This window comes from Cytophagia bacterium CHB2 (genome assembly GCA_030263535.1).
Lineage (GTDB): Bacteria > Zhuqueibacterota > Zhuqueibacteria > Zhuqueibacterales > Zhuqueibacteraceae > Coneutiohabitans.
In genome coordinates, this window is record SZPB01000004.1 from 41940 (window position 1) to 58660 (window position 16721).

General features: G+C 51.5%; 17 protein-coding genes and 1 pseudogene. All 18 read left to right on the forward strand.

Features of this window, described 5'->3' with window-relative positions:
* Positions 1–4: 4 nt before the first annotated feature.
* Entirely contained in the window at positions 5–265 is a 261-nt protein-coding gene (locus FBQ85_01150; protein ID MDL1873772.1) for a GIY-YIG nuclease family protein, read from the forward strand.
* A 210-nt stretch (positions 266–475) separates the two neighbouring features.
* Entirely contained in the window at positions 476–739 is a 264-nt protein-coding gene (locus tag FBQ85_01155) for a hypothetical protein (GenBank protein MDL1873773.1), read from the forward strand.
* A gap of 140 nt (positions 740–879) precedes the next feature.
* On the forward strand, positions 880–1332 hold the full coding sequence (gene tnpA, locus FBQ85_01160) for an IS200/IS605 family transposase (protein MDL1873774.1): 453 nt from the start codon (positions 880–882) through the stop codon (positions 1330–1332).
* Positions 1333–1515: 183 nt separating this feature from the next.
* Positions 1516–1794, forward strand: coding sequence for a hypothetical protein (locus tag FBQ85_01165; GenBank protein ID MDL1873775.1), 279 nt, complete (start codon positions 1516–1518; stop codon positions 1792–1794).
* Between the two features lie 207 nt (positions 1795–2001).
* A complete protein-coding gene (locus FBQ85_01170) occupies positions 2002–2199 on the forward strand; it encodes a DNA-binding protein (protein MDL1873776.1) in 198 nt (65 codons plus the stop codon).
* Positions 2199–2587 (forward strand): annotated as a pseudogene (locus tag FBQ85_01175) (type II toxin-antitoxin system death-on-curing family toxin). The gene FBQ85_01170 and the pseudogene FBQ85_01175 overlap by 1 nt, the downstream one beginning before the upstream one ends.
* 453 nt (positions 2588–3040) lie before the next feature.
* Positions 3041–3664, forward strand: a complete 624-nt coding sequence (lexA, locus tag FBQ85_01180; GenBank protein ID MDL1873777.1) for a transcriptional repressor LexA — start codon at positions 3041–3043, stop codon at positions 3662–3664.
* 671 nt (positions 3665–4335) lie between these two features.
* A protein-coding gene (locus FBQ85_01185; protein ID MDL1873778.1) for a peptide chain release factor 2 occupies positions 4336–5482 on the forward strand; the annotation gives its coding sequence in 2 pieces (ribosomal slippage) (positions 4336–4404 and positions 4406–5482; 1146 coding nt in all).
* Positions 5483–6742, forward strand: a complete 1260-nt coding sequence (locus FBQ85_01190; GenBank protein ID MDL1873779.1) for an alanine racemase — start codon at positions 5483–5485, stop codon at positions 6740–6742.
* Positions 6743–6806: 64 nt separating this feature from the next.
* Positions 6807–7088 carry a DUF2442 domain-containing protein gene (locus FBQ85_01195; protein ID MDL1873780.1) on the forward strand — a complete coding sequence of 94 codons (282 nt, stop codon included), beginning with the start codon at positions 6807–6809 and terminating at the stop codon, positions 7086–7088.
* Between the two features lie 13 nt (positions 7089–7101).
* Entirely contained in the window at positions 7102–8643 is a 1542-nt protein-coding gene (lysS, locus tag FBQ85_01200) for a lysine--tRNA ligase (GenBank protein ID MDL1873781.1), read from the forward strand.
* 68 nt (positions 8644–8711) lie between these two features.
* Positions 8712–9959 (forward strand): lipoprotein-releasing ABC transporter permease subunit, encoded by a 1248-nt coding sequence (locus tag FBQ85_01205; protein MDL1873782.1) that lies wholly within the window; start codon positions 8712–8714, stop codon positions 9957–9959.
* 5 nt (positions 9960–9964) lie between these two features.
* Entirely contained in the window at positions 9965–10663 is a 699-nt protein-coding gene (locus tag FBQ85_01210) for an ABC transporter ATP-binding protein (protein MDL1873783.1), read from the forward strand.
* A 15-nt stretch (positions 10664–10678) separates the two neighbouring features.
* Positions 10679–11215 carry a hypothetical protein gene (locus tag FBQ85_01215; protein MDL1873784.1) on the forward strand — a complete coding sequence of 179 codons (537 nt, stop codon included), beginning with the start codon at positions 10679–10681 and terminating at the stop codon, positions 11213–11215.
* Entirely contained in the window at positions 11212–12333 is a 1122-nt protein-coding gene (locus FBQ85_01220; protein ID MDL1873785.1) for an ATP--guanido phosphotransferase, read from the forward strand. Before FBQ85_01215 ends, FBQ85_01220 begins: the two co-directional genes overlap by 4 nt.
* Positions 12334–12431: 98 nt before the next feature.
* Entirely contained in the window at positions 12432–14939 is a 2508-nt protein-coding gene (locus FBQ85_01225; GenBank protein ID MDL1873786.1) for an ATP-dependent Clp protease ATP-binding subunit, read from the forward strand.
* 95 nt (positions 14940–15034) lie between these two features.
* Complete coding sequence (locus FBQ85_01230) at positions 15035–16177, forward strand: hypothetical protein (GenBank protein MDL1873787.1); 1143 nt, start codon at positions 15035–15037, stop codon at positions 16175–16177.
* Positions 16178–16294: 117 nt separating this feature from the next.
* Positions 16295–16717, forward strand: coding sequence for a hypothetical protein (locus tag FBQ85_01235; protein ID MDL1873788.1), 423 nt, complete (start codon positions 16295–16297; stop codon positions 16715–16717).
* The last annotated feature ends 4 nt before the right edge of the window (positions 16718–16721 follow it).

Here is a 16721-nt window from a genome sequence, read left to right on the forward strand (position 1 = left end):
TCTTATGTCTTATTTTTATGTTTATGTCCTTCAAAGCGAAACGGATAATCAGTTTTATACAGGGTATACGTCTGATATACGTAAGCGCTTAGAAGAACATAATGCCGGGCTTGTTCATTCAACAAAGAATCGAAAGCCTTTGAAATTGGTATATTTTGAAGGTTGTCTCAATCAACAAGATGCGACACATCGGGAAAAATACTTGAAAACAACTTACGGCAAAAGATACCTCAAGGAAAGGTTGAAGAATTATTTCACAGGGTAAAGTTGGCAGTTCCTTCCGGCTTTACCCTGTGAGCAGGCGAGTTGTTTGAGCGGAATGAACGAGGCGCGAGGGACGAGCGCCGAGTGAAATGGAGCGAGAACAACGAGTCCGTTTGTAAAGATCGTTTGTAGTAACGCCTTCAGGCGCTTAACTTGCGCCGAAGGCCCGACGCCTAAAGGCGAAACTACGAACTATTTTCAAAAAATAACCATGCAAATCAAACTCTTCACCATCCCGGTCGGCGACAGCGGCGCGGCGCAGGAAGAAATGAACCGTTTCTTGCGGGGCAATAAGATTTTGGAAGTGCAAAACCAGTTGATCAGCAACGAGAACGGCACGTATTGGTGCTTTTGCGTTCGTTACATTGAAAAGGCCTTTGCTCCAACGAACGAGCACAAAGGCAAAGTGGATTACAAACAAATCCTCGACGAAGCCACGTTTAAGAAAATTTCGAAGAGTACGAGGCTATTTTAAAAACAGCCCCAAAGGGGCATCATGTAAAAGCGAAGGGCAACGCCCTGGAGGATAAATCAATCAAAACGTTCCCAAGCCCCAACGGGGCGATATAGAAACCTCTTCAATCCCGTTATCATCAATATTGGAAGGGAGTCGCCATGCCGCAAAGCCTTGCAAGCATTCCGGTGCACTGTATTTGGAGCACCAGGGACCGCCAGCCATTCATAAGCCAGGAAATTGAAAAAGAGCTATTCAGTTATATGGTCTCCATTTTTCGTGCCTATGAATCTCCGGCGCTGACAATCAATGGGACCGAAGATCATGTGCACAGTCTTACAATACCGTCGCGAAAAATTACAGTAGCCAAGCTCATAGAAGAAGTGAAAAAGAGTTCATCAAAATGGATCAAAACCAAAGGTGCGCTCTATAGGAGTTTCTATTGGCAAAGTGGTTACGCAGCATTGGGAATAGGACAATCGAACATTGAGGCATTAAAAAGATATATCGCCAATCAGAAAGAACACCATCGCCAGAAAACATTTCAGGAAGAGTACATCGAATTCCTGAAAAAATACAACATCGAATATGATGAGCGATATGTTTGGGACTAATGATATTCGCATAGATATTCTATTTCGCCCCGTTAGGGCTTTAGAAATCTGAGGTTGAATTCTTTCCAGGGCGTTGCCCTTCGCTATTACATGTTGCCCCGTTGGGGCAGAGGGGCGGGGGGCATTTCAGGCGGTTCACAAAAAACTGAAAACACGCTAAAATTAGCACTGAAGCCCGTCTGCTTGAATCGCAATGCGCACGGGCTTCCTTTTTTGGGGTACTTGCTGTATCCTGGTCGCACACGCCTGGCGCAGCGCAGCCGGATTCGATTTCTCAAAAAATTGCGCGGTTATGAAGAAAATTTGATATTGGGTATTTGGACACAAAGCGAGTATCAAGCTCATGTGTTGCCGCTGATCGCGTTTACCGAGCATGCTGAAGCAAAAGAGTTTCGGAAAAAAGTGAACATCGGTAAAAGTGTGTTTGGGCAAAGTCGAACTTTCGCGCGACGATGGTTTTAAATATTAAAGCTGTTCGGGCGAAAGTTCGGCTTTACTTCGCGTATCATCATCAAAAGGTACTTTGATGAGCATCCGCCGCCGCAAGCGCTTGGGGGGCATTGTTGTATTGCCCTTCACCTGGCGGAAGACAAAAGTTGCAACGCATATTCTAAATTCTTACCTTATCGAAATGCTTGACCCAAGCAATCACTATTTGCGAGATTGTCAATGGAACAACTGACTATTGTTTTGCCGCCAGAGGTGGCGACTCAATTGAAATCGGCTGCAAAGAATTCTGGCGTGAAACCGGAAGATTTTTTGCTTGTCAGTCTACAAGAGAAGCTCGCCCAGATTGACACTGAATTTGTTGGAGCTATGAAGTATGTACTCAAGAAGAACGCTGAATTATACAAACGTCTTGCGTAATGAAATTTCTCAACATTTTTCAAATCTTGGAATTGCACAGACGTCTTCTTGATGAATTTGGAGGCATTTCCGGAGTGCGAGATTTTGGGGCCCTCGAATCTGCGCTTGCTCAACCGGAAATGACATTTGGAGGGGAAGGCTTATACCCCCCACGCTCATAGACAAAGCAAGCGTGCTGGCATATTCACTCTGCATGAATCATCCGTTTATAGATGGCAACAAACGAGTCGCACACGGTGCAATGGAAATATTCCTTGTTCTCAATGGATTCGAGATCGACGCGGCTGTTCATGAACAGGAAGGACTTTTCCTCGATCTCGCCAGCGGCAAATTAAAGCGAGAAGATTTGGCAGACTGGCTTCAGAGAAGAATTGTACCATTATCATAAAACTAAAGTCGAATGGCTAACGATTCCGAGTTCAACTTTTGGTTTCACTGCGCGGCGTGAGCGCGCTGGCGAATTTATAAGCCGCGGCCAAGCCGTGTTTGTACATCAGCAAAATGAGATTTGGCAAAGCCTGACTTTCGCGTGACCGGTTTTTGAGCATCAAAGCGGCCTAGGCGAAAGTCAGGCTTTTATTTTTAACTGAAAAAACTCAAAAAATATCTTGACATTATGTTCACCAATGATTATAATGCCGGTGAACATTAAGGCACTCGCATGAGCCAGTGGATAAAGTCATATTATCATTATTGCTCCACTCGTTAAACATGGCTCAACTGCGGAGCGGTGGTTAAAACGCGGAAGCCGGCGGCTTTAGTCTCGGTGATCGGATTGACAACGGTCCCGCCCGGACGGGATTGACTTGCCGCCGATGATTCCCAAACTTTGGAGCATGCCATGAAAAAACTCACAGACAAGCAGAAACAGATTCTCGATCTGATCGCGCGTGACGTGAAGAAACGCGGCTTTCCGCCCACGATGCAAGAGCTGGCGGATAGTTTGGGCATTCGCTCGAAGAACGCCATCTTCAAGCATCTCGCCGCTCTGGAGGCAAAAGGCTACATTGCCAAACACGGCGGCGGCGCAGCGCGCAGCATCACGGTGTTGCACCCGATGGGCCTGCCCAATCAAACGCACGCGGATAACGTGCCGGTGTTGGGCCGCATTGCTGCCGGCTTGCCGATTCTGGCGCAGGAGAATGTCGAGCGCTATGTGCCGGTGCCGGATTATCTCACCAGCGACGGCTCGGAATATTTTGCGCTGCGCGTGCAGGGCGATAGTATGATCGACGCCGGCATTTACGAAGGCGATCTCGTGATCGTGCGCTCCACCAGCCAGGCGCGCAACGGCGACATCGTGGTGGCGCTTACCGGCGAAGAAGCTACAGTCAAGCGCTTCATCAACTCCGGTAATGAGATGTTCCTGAAACCGGAAAATAACGCCTACGCCAACATTCCGTTGAATCAAGCCTGGTCGATTCAAGGCAAAGTCGTGGCGCTGATTCGCGAAAGCGTGAATTGAAAAGAGTTTGTAGTAACGTTTGTAGTAGCGCCTTCAGGCGCTTGTCGTTATCGAGCATTGCGACCCTGAGGGTCGACAAACAGGCTGCCTTCGACAAGCTCAGGCAGCGTTGCATCACGCGGCCCTGAAGGGTCGACAACAAACACACTGCCTTCGACAAGCTCAGGCAGCGGTGCATTGCGGCCCTGAAGGGTCTACTACAAACAAACCACTTTCCCTCCCTCCAAGTCCGGTGGCAAAGTAGATGGTAACGCTGCAATTCGCCCTTGCCTAGGAATGGCTGCCCTACTCGAGTTGCAGTGTGCTTCATTGAACCACGGCCTACTTTTGCTACCGGACGTGTTTTCTTCGCTTCCCCGCCCTGCGCGCCTGAATCTGGTATACTGTTACCCCAAAAAAATTATCCTTCCTCAGGATGTCATCCTGCAGGGATATTGTGAAATCGCAGGCAAATTGCCGAGCATTTCACCAGATTTGCCGGATTGACACTTCGAAGGCGTTACTCCTGCAAATTGCGGTTTGAGATAGGGGAACGCTATTTAATTCTGATGCTCTGGCTATAAAATTGATCCTATGATCACGCGGATCGCCGCAAAAGCTTGCTTGCATCTCTAGGCGATTTCTGTTATATTCGCACAGTTTTGAAAATTTAAGTAAAGGAAACAAAATTCATGCGTGACGATTTGCACACCAAACTCAAGGAATTGTCCCAACGGGTGGTATACCTGCGGGACAGTCTTTGAAATTCCCAAAAAAGAAAAAGAGATTGACGAACTCGAGAGGAAAAGCGCGGCCCCGGATTTTTGGAACGACAACGAAAAAGCGCAATTGACGATGCGTGACATCGCGATGCGGCGCGAGTGGGTGGCCGCGTGGAAAAGCGTTGACCGCAACCGCCAGGATGCCGGCGTCATGTTGGATTTGGCGGAAGAAGCCAATGACGAAAGCGTGTATCGCGAAGCCGAAACCGAAATCAATGATTTTGAAAAGGCGGTCGAGGCGCTGGAATTTCGCAACATGTTGTCGGGCGAACACGATCAAAATAACGCGATCATCACCCTGCATCCCGGCGCGGGCGGCACCGAGAGCCAGGATTGGACGCAGATGCTGTATCGCATGTATCTGCGCTGGATTGAGCGCAGCGGTTTTAAATATGAAGTGATCGATCTGCAAGCAGGCGACGAAGCGGGCTTGAAAGATGCGGCGATCGAAGTGACGGGCCCGTATGCGTATGGCTATCTCAAGGCCGAAGCGGGCGTGCATCGCCTGGTGCGCATCTCGCCGTTTGACGCCAACAAGCGCCGGCATACCTCATTTGCCTCAGTGTTTGTGTTGCCGGAAATCGACAACAACGTCGACATCAAAGTCGAAGAGAAGGATTTGCGCGTCGACACCTACCGCGCGAGCGGCGCGGGCGGGCAGCATGTCAACAAAACCTCGTCCGCCGTGCGCATGACCCATATTCCGACGGGCATTGTGGTGCAATGCCAAAACGAGCGCAGCCAATTGCGCAACCGCGAAATGGCGATGAAGCTGTTGATGGCAAAGCTCTACCAGCTCAAGCTGGAACAGGATAAATCGAAGTTCAGTGATTTGGAAAAGAGCAAAAAAGATATCGCCTGGGGCAGTCAGATTCGCTCGTATGTGTTTCACCCATACAATTTGGTGAAAGATCATCGCACCGGCGTGAGCACGGGCAATGTGCAGGCCGTGATGGATGGTGATCTGGATGAATTCATTAAAGCGTATTTGATGGGGAAACGCTACAATAAGAAGGGCGGTGCTGACGTGATGGAAGAATTGGAAATCGAAGAATAGTTGTGCGCGTGGAGATTGTTGACAATAGATCATCTCTCAGACATCACCGCGGCATATGATTACCCGCAAAGCGAAAGGCTTGTGACGGGCGATCTGCCTCCTCAACCTGCCGGCCATGCCGCGGCTGCAACTTCCCCAAGCGAAACTCTTGCGATTCGACGGCCTACCGTTGCGGCTGTTGATCTCGCCGCGATTGCGGGCAATGTGCGGCGCATTTGCGACCGGGTCTTTCCCGCCGAAGTGATGGCGGTGGTGAAAGCCGACGGTTATGGACACGGCGCGGCACCGGCGGCGCATACGGCTCTCGCGGCAGGCGCATCGCAACTGGGCGTGGCTCTGCTCGAAGAAGGCGTCGCATTACGGCGCGAGGGTTTGCGCGCGCCGATTCTCGTGCTGGGAGGATTGTTTGAAGATCAAATCGAAGCCTTTCTCGCGCATGATTTGATGATGACGGTTTATGAGCCGAAGCTGGCGGAATTGATTGCAAGGCGGGCAACGGCGTTGGGCAGAGTTGCGCGGGTGCATGTGAAAATCGATACCGGCATGGGACGCGTGGGCGCGATCGGCGACCCGCTTGAATTCATTGCCCATCTCGCGCAACTTCACGGCCTGGAATTAGCCGGCATTTATACCCATTTTGCAACGAGTGACGAGTTCGATAAAACCTATGCCCGCCAGCAACTCGGGAATTTCCGCGCGCTGGTGCAGCGTTTGAGAGAACGCGGCGTTGCGTTTGCGTATGCACATGCCGCCAACAGTGGCGCGATTTTGGATATGCCTGAGTCGTATTTCAATCTCGTGCGCGCCGGCGTGATGATGTACGGCTATTATCCCAGCCGGGAAACAACGGAATCCATTGCGCTGCAACCGGCGATGACGCTGCGTTCGCGCATTCTGCACGTCAAGCGGGTGCCGGAAAATTTCTATGTGAGCTACGGCAGAACTTTTCGAACCGGCAAGCCGTCTTTGCTGGCAACGATTCCGCTGGGTTATGCCGATGGTTTTTCGCGGCGATTTTCGAATAACATGCACGTGTTGGTGCGCGGCCGAAAAAAGCCGGTGGTCGGGCGCGTGTGCATGGATCAAATCGTCGTTGATTTGGGAGATGATTCCGGCGCGGCGCGCGGCGAGGAGGTCGTTCTGCTCGGCAAACAAGGCCAGGAAGAGATCACGATCTATGATTGGTGCGAAAAATTGGAGACGATTCCGTATGAAGTGACATGCAGCATATCGAAGCGGGTGCCGAGAGTGTATGAATAGCCTTTGAAATTCATTGATTGACTATATTCGTATTTTTCCGATGCCAACCATAGGGAAAAATATCATGAGCACCACCGTCGTTGAAAATGATATTGCGATTGAACCCACGGCTATACGTGCGTGGGTGGAAGGCCGAATCATTTTTGTTGAATTGACTGATGGCCGCATCTTCGGCTTTCCGGCTGATCGCTTTCGGATTTTGAAGGAGGCTAGTGATGAGCAGTTAAAAGATGTCTCGCTTCGCCTTGACGGGTACGCTTTGCGATGGGAAGAATTGGACGAAGATATTACGGTTCCTGGCATAGTTGCCGGGCATTTCCAGTTGCCACTTGAGGTCAAAAACTGAGAAATCAATATCGATGAAAGATACCAAAGAAAAAGACAATCTTGAATCGGATAAACAGAACGCGGAAGATTTGAGTACGGTTCTACGCGCGCGGCGCGAAAAATTCGAGCACATCAAGGCGCTGGGCATTGACCCCTATCCGCATGAATTTCAGCGCAGCCATCTGGCGGAAGCAATCAAACAGAAATTCGATGCGCTCGCCGAAAAAGAGGTGACGATCGCGGGCCGCATCATGTCCATGCGCCCGATGGGCAAGGCCAGCTTCGGCCATATTGAAGATGCCAGCGGCCGCATTCAGTTCTATCTCAAGCAAGATCTCATCGGCGAAGAGAATTACCGGCTCGTGCCGCTGCTCGATCTCGGTGACTTTATCGGCGTCGCCGGCAAAGTCGTGAAAACCCGCACCGGCGAGATCACCGTGCAAGCCAGCTCGCTCAAGCTGCTCTCGAAAACCCTGCGCCCGCTGCCGATTGCCAAGGAAAAAGTGACCGACGGCGAGCGTGTGGTTTATGATGCGCTGGCCGACAAAGAATTCCGCTATCGCCAGCGTTATGCAGATTTGGCGGTGAATCCGCAAGTGCGCGAGGTGTTTATCAAGCGCAGCCGCATCATCGCGAGCATGCGCGAATATCTCACCGGCCGCGGTTATCTCGAGGTCGAGACGCCGATTTTGCAACCGCTGTACGGCGGCGCCTCCGCGCGCCCGTTCACAACGCATCACAACGCGCTTGATATCGAATTGTATTTGCGCATCGCCAATGAACTTTATTTGAAACGCCTTATTGTCGGCGGCTTCGATGGCGTGTTCGAATTCGCAAAGGATTTTCGCAACGAGGGCATGGATCGTTTTCATAATCCCGAATTCACCATGATGGAAGTGTATATCGCCTATCAGGATTATCATTTCATGGCGAATTTGGTGGAGGAGATGTTCTGTAAAGTTGTGCAGGATTTGACCGGCGGCTACAAGATCACTTATCAAGGCCAGGAAATTGATCTAACTCCGCCGTGGCCGCGCGTGCCGTTGTTGGAGGCAATTGAGCAAGAGACGGGTTTTAATCTCTTCGGCAAAAGTGTGAGTGAGCTGCGCCAAATCGCGCAAAAGCTGCATGTCGATATCGATCCCACAATGGGCGAAGGCAAAATCATTGACACGATTTTCGGTGAAAAAGTCGAGCCAAAGTTGATTCAGCCAGTTTTCATCACCGATTATCCCGTCTCGCTTTCGCCGTTGGCAAAACGCCATCGCAGCAAGCCCGGCCTGGTCGAACGTTTCGAGCCGTTCCTCGCCGGCAAAGAAGTCGGCAATGCTTTCACGGAATTGAATGATCCTCTCGATCAGCGCGAACGCTTTTTGGAGCAAAAGAAATTGCTCGAAGCCGGCGATGACGAGGCGCAGCAGCTTGATGAAGATTTCCTGCGCGCGCTGGAATACGGCATGCCGCCGACCACGGGCCTGGGCGTGGGCATCGATCGTTTGGTGATGATCTTGACGGATCAGCCTTCGATTCGAGATGTGCTGCTGTTTCCGCAGATGCGGCCGGAGAGTTCCTGAAAATAATAATCGAAAAGTCCAAGTTGAAATGAAGTTCGACGGCAATATTTATTTTTAACTCTGAAATTATGTTTTATGAACTTTTTATCGCGAAGCGCTATTTGCGCTCGAAGCGGCAGGTCAAATTCATTTCGTTGATTACATACATTTCGATTGCCGGCGTGGCCATTGGCACGGCGGCGCTGGTGATTGTTTTGTCCGTGATGAATGGCTTCGAGAGTGAAGTGCGCTCGCGCATCATTGGCTTTGATGCTCACATCAAAGTCAAAACATTTCATGACAAAGGCCTGGACGACTATCGCGCTGTCGCCGAAAAAATTCGGGGCGTGCCACACATTGTTGCTGCCTCGCCTTACATTTTCAACAAAGGGTTGATCCTTTCAAACGGCCAGGATCGGAAAGAAGGCGTGATTGTCAAGGGCATCGATCCGCAGCGTGAATCGCAAGTCACCGATCTCGTCAAGAATGTCAACTACGGCACGCTCAATCTCGGCATGATTGAAAAAGAAGGCGAACGGCCGTTGCCGGGGATTTTGCTCGGCTACTCGCTGGCCGATCGTCTGGTCGTCGGCTTGGGCGACAAAGTGACGTTGCTCTCGGCTGCGGGTTTGAACCTGAGCGGCATGGGCGCGATGCCGCGCGCCGTGCAGTTTCGGGTTGCCGGTTATTTTGAAACCGGTATTTTCGAATACGATTCGAATTGCGCTTTCATCGGCATTCCCGAGGCGCAAAAGCTGTTCGAAATGGGAAATAAGGTCACGGGCTTGCAGCTCAAGCTGAATGATATGAATCGGGCGGACGAGGTGGCGTCGTTAATCGAGGCCAGGCTCCAATATCCCTACAACACCGAAACCTGGTTTCAAGTCAATAAAAATTTGTTTTCATGGATGCAATTCGAAAAGTGGATTGCGTTCATCATTCTCTCGTTGATCATCATCGTTGCTGCATTCAACATCGTCAGCACCTTGATCATGGTCGTGCTGGAGAAAACCAAGGAAATCGGCATTCTCAAGAGCATGGGCGCGAGCAACCAAAGTGTGATGCGCATTTTTGTGTTGCAAGGGATCGTGGCCGGCGTGGTGGGCACGGCCATCGGCCTGGCGTTGGGATATCTATTGTGTTGGAGCCAGCTCAAATGGCAATTTTTTTCGCTGCCGGCTGACGTTTACATCATCAGCGCGTTGCCGATTTTGATGCGGCCATTTGATTTCATCGCGGTGGGTTTGGCGGCGATATTTTTGTCGTTCATCGCAACGGTTTATCCCGCGCTGCGCGCCGCCCAGCTTGATCCCGTGCAAGCCATACGCTATGAGTAAATGATATGCCCGTAAAACCGCCCATCATCATCACCAAGAATTTGTGCAAATCCTATCCTTCGGCAACCGGCACGTTGGAAGTACTCAAAGGCATCGACCTCAGCGTTTACGCCGGCGAGATCATTGCCGTGGTCGGCGCTTCCGGCGTGGGCAAGAGCACGTTTTTGCATTTATTGGGCGCGTTGGATCGCCCGACGCAGGGCGAAGTGATCATCGGCGATACGCCGCTGGCCAAATTGAACGATCGCCAGCTCGCGTATTTTCGCAATCAATTTATTGGTTTTGTCTTTCAATTTCATCATCTTCTGCCGGAGTTCACTGCGCTGGAGAATGTATTGATTCCAGCGATGATCGCCGGGCGCAATGGCCAGGCGTTGCGCCAGCGCGCTCAACAATTGTTGCAAGATGTCGGCGTCGCGCAGCGCATGAGTCATCGCCCCGGGCAGCTTTCGGGCGGCGAACAACAGCGCGTTGCCGTGGCGCGCGCATTGATGAACGAGCCGCAAGTGGTGCTCGCCGATGAGCCCTCCGGCAATTTGGATCGTCTCTCAAGTGAGAGCCTGCATCAATTGTTGTGGGATTTGAGCCGGCGCGATCAACGCACGTTTATCATTGTGACGCACAATCTCTCGCTCGCCGAACGCGCGGACCGGGTGGTTGAATTGTTTGACGGGCAGATTAAGAAAATACACGTGAACCGCTAGGAAAACATATTTCTCATGCTCTGCCAAATTTGCCAGAAAAACAAAGCCAGCGTGCGCATGAAGCAAGTCGTGAACGGCAAGAAGAGTGAGTTCTTCCTGTGCCAGGCATGCGCGCAACACAAGGGCATGCCGGATCCGCTGGCCGATCTTCCGGAAGTTTTCGGAAAGATCGTCGCCAACATTTTGGGTGAAGAACTTGCCAAGATTGGCGGCGGGAAAAAGAAATCGAAACGCACGCAACAAAAGCGTTGTGAGCGCTGCGGCATTTCACTGGCTGATTTCGAGCGCAAGGGATTGCTCGGCTGCGCCGACTGCTACCGCGCGTTTGAAAATGAAATCAAGCTGCTGTTGCGCCGCATTCACGGCAGCAATCATCACACGGGCCGGCGGCCGCTTGCCCATCGCCGCAAGCCGGCAAAAAACGTGGTGTCGCTGCGCAAAGAATTGGAGCGCGCGATCGGCCAGCAACAGTTCGAGCGCGCGGCAGAATTGCGCGACTTGATTCGCGCCGCCGAACAAACCGCCGGCTCGTCGGGGAAGCGAAAATCATGAAAGACGGGACAAACAATTCCTCTGCTGCCTGGCAACTGGCTGCAGCGGATTCCAAACGTTATTGTAATGAATTGGCGAAGTCCGTGCCGGCCTGGCTGCAACAAAACGGGCCGCATTCGAACATCGTTCTTTCCACCCGCATTCGTTTGGCGCGCAATCTCGCGAATTATCCGTTTCCCAGTATTGCTGATAACAAGGATTTGAACAGCGTCAACAACGAAGTTTGGGAAGTTCTCTCCGAATCCCAGTTGCTGCCGGCGCCGCATTTTATCGACATGGCCAGGCTGTTGCGTCTTGATCGCGAAATTTTAGTTGAACGCCGGCTTGCCAGCCCGCAATTCATCGAGCGCAAAGGCCCGAGCATGCTCGCGCTCACGCCCGACGAATCGCTGAGTATTATGATCAACGAAGAAGATCATCTGCGCTTGCAAGCGATTCAACCCGGGCTTGCGATTGCCGCGGCGTGGGATGCGATCAGTAAGCTCGATGATCGCCTCAGCGAAAATCTCGAATATGCGTTCAGCGAACGGTTTGGCTATTTGACCGCTTGCCCCACCAACACCGGAACCGGCATTCGTGTTTCGATTTTGATGCATTTGCCGGCAGTCGTGATGCTCGACGAAGTCGAGGAAATCATGAAAAGCCTGGCCAGCCGCGGCATGACGATGCGCGGGTTTTACGGCGAGGGCACCGATGCAAACGGCAATATGTTTCAAATTTCAAATCAGCTTACGCTCGGCAAAACCGAGGCGGAAGTCATGTCGGAAGTCGAAAAGATCGTGGAAGAAATCAAGGGTTTCGAACATTTGTGCCGCAGCCGCATCATCCTCGATAAAGGCAATTTCATGCTGGATCAAATTTGGCGCGCTTACGGCATGTTGCGCTACGCGCGCGTGCTCAATTCCAAGGAGTTTCTCAATTTGTTGTCGATGATGCGGCTGGCGCGTGATTGTAATGAGAAAGAGATGAAACAATGGCCGCTGGCGTTGTTGAATGAATTGATGGTGATGATGCAGCCCGCCCATTTGCGCAAAGCATTTAAGTCCGTTCGGCTGGCGCACGAGCGTGACACGCTGCGCGCGGAATTGGTGCGCGTCAAGCTGTCATTACAGTCTTGAAACGAGGGGAAAACCCTCTTTACTTTTTCAAAATTCCTTTGTAGATTGCGCCGCAAAATTTTGATCATGCTTGAGCCTACTACCGGGAGTCATTTCAAATGAAAAACAATTTTTCGAGCCGCGTGCAGATGGTGATTCAGTTCTCACGAGAAGAGGCTCTGCGCTTGGGGCACGATTATATTGGTACAGAGCATCTGCTGTTAGGATTGATACGCGAAGGCGAAGGCATCGCGGTGGAAATTCTGCGAAACCTCGGAACGGATCTGGATGAGATCAAACGCGCCGTCGAAGATGCCGTCAAATCGACGGGCGAAACCATGACGATCGGCAACATTCCGTTTACGAAACGCGCTGAAAAAATTCTGAAGATGGCTTATGTCGAAGCCGAAAAATACAAATCTGATATTATCGGAACGGAACACCTGCTCCTGGCTCTGGTCAAGGAGAAAGATGGCGTGGCCGCCCAAGTGTTGTTGAATTTCGATATAACGTATGAAGCCGTGCGTGAAGAGTTGGACAATATTCTGCGCGGCACACCTTCCAGCAAAGAAGCGAATCCGCAACGTTCTAAAACCCCGGCGCTCGATCACTTTGGCCGCGACCTGACGGAGCTCGCGCGCAAAAACGAGCTTGATCCGATTATCGGCCGGGAACGCGAGATCGAGCGCGTTGCGCAAATTCTGAGTCGCCGCAAAAAGAACAATCCGGTGTTGATCGGCGAGCCGGGCGTCGGCAAAACCGCCATTGCTGAAGGCTTGGCGCTGCGCATCGTCGAGCGCAAGGTGCCGCGCATTTTGCACAACAAACGCGTGGTGACCCTCGATCTGGGCGCCATCGTCGCCGGCACGAAGTATCGCGGCCAATTCGAAGAACGCATGAAGGCCATCATGAACGAATTGTACCGCGCGAAGGACGTGATTCTTTTTATTGATGAATTGCACACCATCGTCGGCGCCGGCGGCGCGAGTGGCTCGCTGGATGCCTCGAACATGTTCAAGCCGGCGTTGTCACGCGGTGAATTGCAATGTATTGGCGCGACGACGCTGGATGAGTATCGCCAGTACATTGAGAAAGACGGTGCGCTGGAACGCCGGTTCCAAAAAATCATGGTCGATCCGCCCAGCCCCGAGGAGACGGTTCAAATTCTCGAAGGCTTGAAAGATCGTTATGAACAGCATCACAAAGTCCGTTACACCCCCGAGGCCATCAACGCCTCCGTGAAACTGTCGGAACGTTACATCACCGATCGTTTTCTGCCGGATAAAGCCATTGACGTGCTCGATGAAACCGGTGCGCGCGTGCATTTGGCGAATATCGTGGTGCCGAAAGAAATCACGAAATTCGAAGACGAGATCAAAAAAGTTCGCCATGAAAAAGATCGCGTGATCAAGAATCAGGAATTCGAGCGCGCCGCGGTGTTGCGCGATCAGGAAAAACGTTTGAACCGCAAGCTGGATGCGGCCAAGCGCCGCTGGAAAGAAACCGAAGAGGAAGTCATTGCGACGGTTGGCGAAGACGACATTGCTGACGTGGTTGCAATGATGACCGGCATCCCGGTGCGCAAAGTGGCGCAGTCCGAGAATGAAAAAATTCTTGGCATGGAAGAGTCATTGAAGAAGCGTATTGTCGGCCAGGACGATGTCATTCATCTGCTGTGCAAGGCGATTCGCCGCACGCGTGCGGGCTTGAAGGACCCGAACCGGCCGATTGGCTCGTTCATCTTTCTGGGTCCGACCGGCGTCGGCAAAACGCAGCTCGCGAAGGAATTGGCAAAATATCTTTTCGAAAAAGAAGATGCGTTGATCCGCCTCGATATGTCGGAGTTTATGGAAAAGTTTGCGGTCTCGCGTCTCACCGGCGCGCCTCCGGGATACGTGGGTCATGAAGAAGGCGGGCAATTGACGGAAAAAGTGCGGCGCCATCCGTACTCCGTCGTGCTTTTTGATGAAATCGAAAAGGCGCATCCGGATGTTTTTAACATCCTGCTGCAAATTCTTGACGACGGCCATCTCACCGACGGCCTCGGCCGCAAAGTCGATTTCAAAAACACGATTCTTATCATGACCTCGAACGTCGGCGCGCGCGAAATCAAGAAAGTCGGCGGTTACGGTTTCTCGACTGATGAAGGCGAAGTTGATTATTCCAAAATGCAGAGCAAGATCATGGAAGAAGTCAAGCGCCTGTTCAATCCGGAGTTCATCAATCGCGTCGATGAAATCGTCGTCTTCCGCAGCTTGACGCGCGAACACATGAATCAAATCATTGACATCGTGATCAGCGAGATGTTGAAGAAAGTCTCGGATCGCCAGATTCGCGTCGATCTCACCGAAAGCGCCAAAGACTTCATCGCCGAGAAAGGCTTTGATCCGGTTTACGGCGCGCGGCCATTGAAGCGCGTAATTCAAAAGACCATCGAAGACCCGATTGCCGAGAACATTCTGCGCGGCAAGTTCAGCGACGGCAGCCAAATCAAAGTCGAAAGACAGGGCGATGATTTGGAGTTTGTCGAGGCGTCGCGCCATGTCGTTGAAAAGAGCGCATTCAAGCCCGAAGCCGTACCGCCTGCGGACGAAGAAAAGCCGGAATCCGAGGCCGTGGAAAATTGATTTCATATTCGTAAAAGGATTCAGCCCGATCTTTTGTTGTCATCTTTAGATCGGGCTTTGTCGTTTTTTAGAATACCTATTGGTAGAGGCCGCTCATGATTATTTCACGAGTTTTTGTTAGAGCATATAAATCAATTTTCGAGCTGGCATTTCCGCTCGACGCCAAAATTACTTCGCTGGTGGGCGCCAACGAGAGTGGCAAAACGAACATTCTCAAGGCGCTTCATTCGTTTAGCCCCGGTTCGCCGTTTGATAGCACCCTGACGTGTCAATACTCGGATTATTATTATCAAGGCAAGTGTCCGGAAGTCGCGCTGGAATTTTCCCAAATTTCAAAAGAAAACCGCCGCAACTTGTTGCGCTTTAATGAAGCTTTCAAGGACAGCGAAACGATCCTGGTCAAAAAAGAAGGCCCGAGCCTGGATGACTATCATGTGTTTGTCGGAGAGTCGGAAATCGCGCTGCGTGAAAAAGACATGTTCCTGGCCTCGCTCCCCAAGCTGCTCTATTTCGATGTGATACAATTACTCAAGAACCGGGCGACCCTCAGCGATTTGATGGACGGCGGCGATTATTATCGCACCGAACGCAATCTCCTGCGCATTGGCGGCATCAACAATCCGGAAATCATTTTTGAGGATTCGACGCGCGGCCGCCGCGCCAGCGAAGAAGCCGGACGCTTGATCACGCAACAAATTCGCCGCGCCTGGTCGCAGGAGCCGACCATCGAAATCAAGCTGAATGTAAACGGCAACATTCTTTATATTGACATTTCCGATGGCACAACGGTTTTTGACACACCCGAATCGCGCAGCCTGGGCTTTCGCTGGTATCTGTCGTTTTACATTAACTTCATTGCGCAAACGGTCGATGCACGCGCCAACGAATTTATTTTTCTGGTTGACGAAGCCGGTATTCATTTGCATCCTGCCGGCCAAAAGGATTTGATCAAAGTGATGGAAGATCTTTCCATCAAAAATCAGATCATCTACACCACCCATTCGCCGTTTATGATCAATCGCGAAAACCCGCAGCGCGTGCGTTTGGTCGTGAAAGACAAGGACGGCACAACGGTCGATAGCGAAGCCTATCGCGAGAACTGGAAGCCGTTGCGCAATTCCATCGGACTGATGATCAGCGACCTTTTCTTTTTTAGCGAGCGCGGCATTAGCGAAGATTCACAAGCCAAGAAAATGTCGTTTTTTCGCCGCGGCTTGAAACCGACGATGGTGAAGTAGTTCCGGCCCAAGGCCGGCAGACGTTGTTCACGGGCGATTTCGGTGAACCCGGTATTATCAGCGGTGTGAGTTGCGGTATCGCAGAATTCAGCTCTAACCTTCCTTGTTGATTTATTCATGCCCGAATCTCTTTGTGATGTTCCTGGTATTCGCGTCGGACACGCGCACGATGAAGCCGCACGCACCGGCTGCACGGTGATTTTGCCGCCGCCACCAGCTATTGCCGGCGTTGACGTGCGTGGCTCCGCGCCCGGCTCGCGTGAAATTGAAGCGCTGAAGCAAGTACAGGTGCAGCAAAAACAAACCCTGACACAACTGGAACAGGAAAAAACAGCGCAAACAAAGCAGCGCGATGAAGCTGAAAAGCTCGCCACTGAACGCCTCAAGCAGATCAATGAACTGCAACAGCAAATTCAAAGCTATCAAACCAGTGAAGCCGAACTGGCTACCCGCCAACAGCGTATGCAGGAAGAAATGGCGCGTGCTGAAGCCCAGCTTGATCTGATCAAGGATATGCTGTTGCGGGAGCCAGTGTTATGAGCAA

What these genes read in the sequence shown, in the direction of transcription:
- FBQ85_01150 (MDL1873772.1), top strand. Translation starts at nt 5, where the DNA reads ATGTCTTATTTTTATGTTTATGTCCTTCAAAGCGAAACGGATAATCAG.
- FBQ85_01155 (MDL1873773.1), top strand. Translation starts at nt 476, where the DNA reads ATGCAAATCAAACTCTTCACCATCCCGGTCGGCGACAGCGGCGCGGCG.
- tnpA (MDL1873774.1), top strand. Translation starts at nt 880, where the DNA reads ATGCCGCAAAGCCTTGCAAGCATTCCGGTGCACTGTATTTGGAGCACC.
- FBQ85_01170 (MDL1873776.1), top strand. Translation starts at nt 2,002, where the DNA reads ATGGAACAACTGACTATTGTTTTGCCGCCAGAGGTGGCGACTCAATTG.
- lexA (MDL1873777.1), top strand. Translation starts at nt 3,041, where the DNA reads ATGAAAAAACTCACAGACAAGCAGAAACAGATTCTCGATCTGATCGCG.
- FBQ85_01195 (MDL1873780.1), top strand. Translation starts at nt 6,807, where the DNA reads ATGAGCACCACCGTCGTTGAAAATGATATTGCGATTGAACCCACGGCT.
- lysS (MDL1873781.1), top strand. Translation starts at nt 7,102, where the DNA reads ATGAAAGATACCAAAGAAAAAGACAATCTTGAATCGGATAAACAGAAC.
- FBQ85_01205 (MDL1873782.1), top strand. Translation starts at nt 8,712, where the DNA reads ATGTTTTATGAACTTTTTATCGCGAAGCGCTATTTGCGCTCGAAGCGG.
- FBQ85_01210 (MDL1873783.1), top strand. Translation starts at nt 9,965, where the DNA reads ATGCCCGTAAAACCGCCCATCATCATCACCAAGAATTTGTGCAAATCC.
- FBQ85_01215 (MDL1873784.1), top strand. Translation starts at nt 10,679, where the DNA reads ATGCTCTGCCAAATTTGCCAGAAAAACAAAGCCAGCGTGCGCATGAAG.
- FBQ85_01220 (MDL1873785.1), top strand. Translation starts at nt 11,212, where the DNA reads ATGAAAGACGGGACAAACAATTCCTCTGCTGCCTGGCAACTGGCTGCA.
- FBQ85_01225 (MDL1873786.1), top strand. Translation starts at nt 12,432, where the DNA reads ATGAAAAACAATTTTTCGAGCCGCGTGCAGATGGTGATTCAGTTCTCA.
- FBQ85_01230 (MDL1873787.1), top strand. Translation starts at nt 15,035, where the DNA reads ATGATTATTTCACGAGTTTTTGTTAGAGCATATAAATCAATTTTCGAG.
- FBQ85_01235 (MDL1873788.1), top strand. Translation starts at nt 16,295, where the DNA reads ATGCCCGAATCTCTTTGTGATGTTCCTGGTATTCGCGTCGGACACGCG.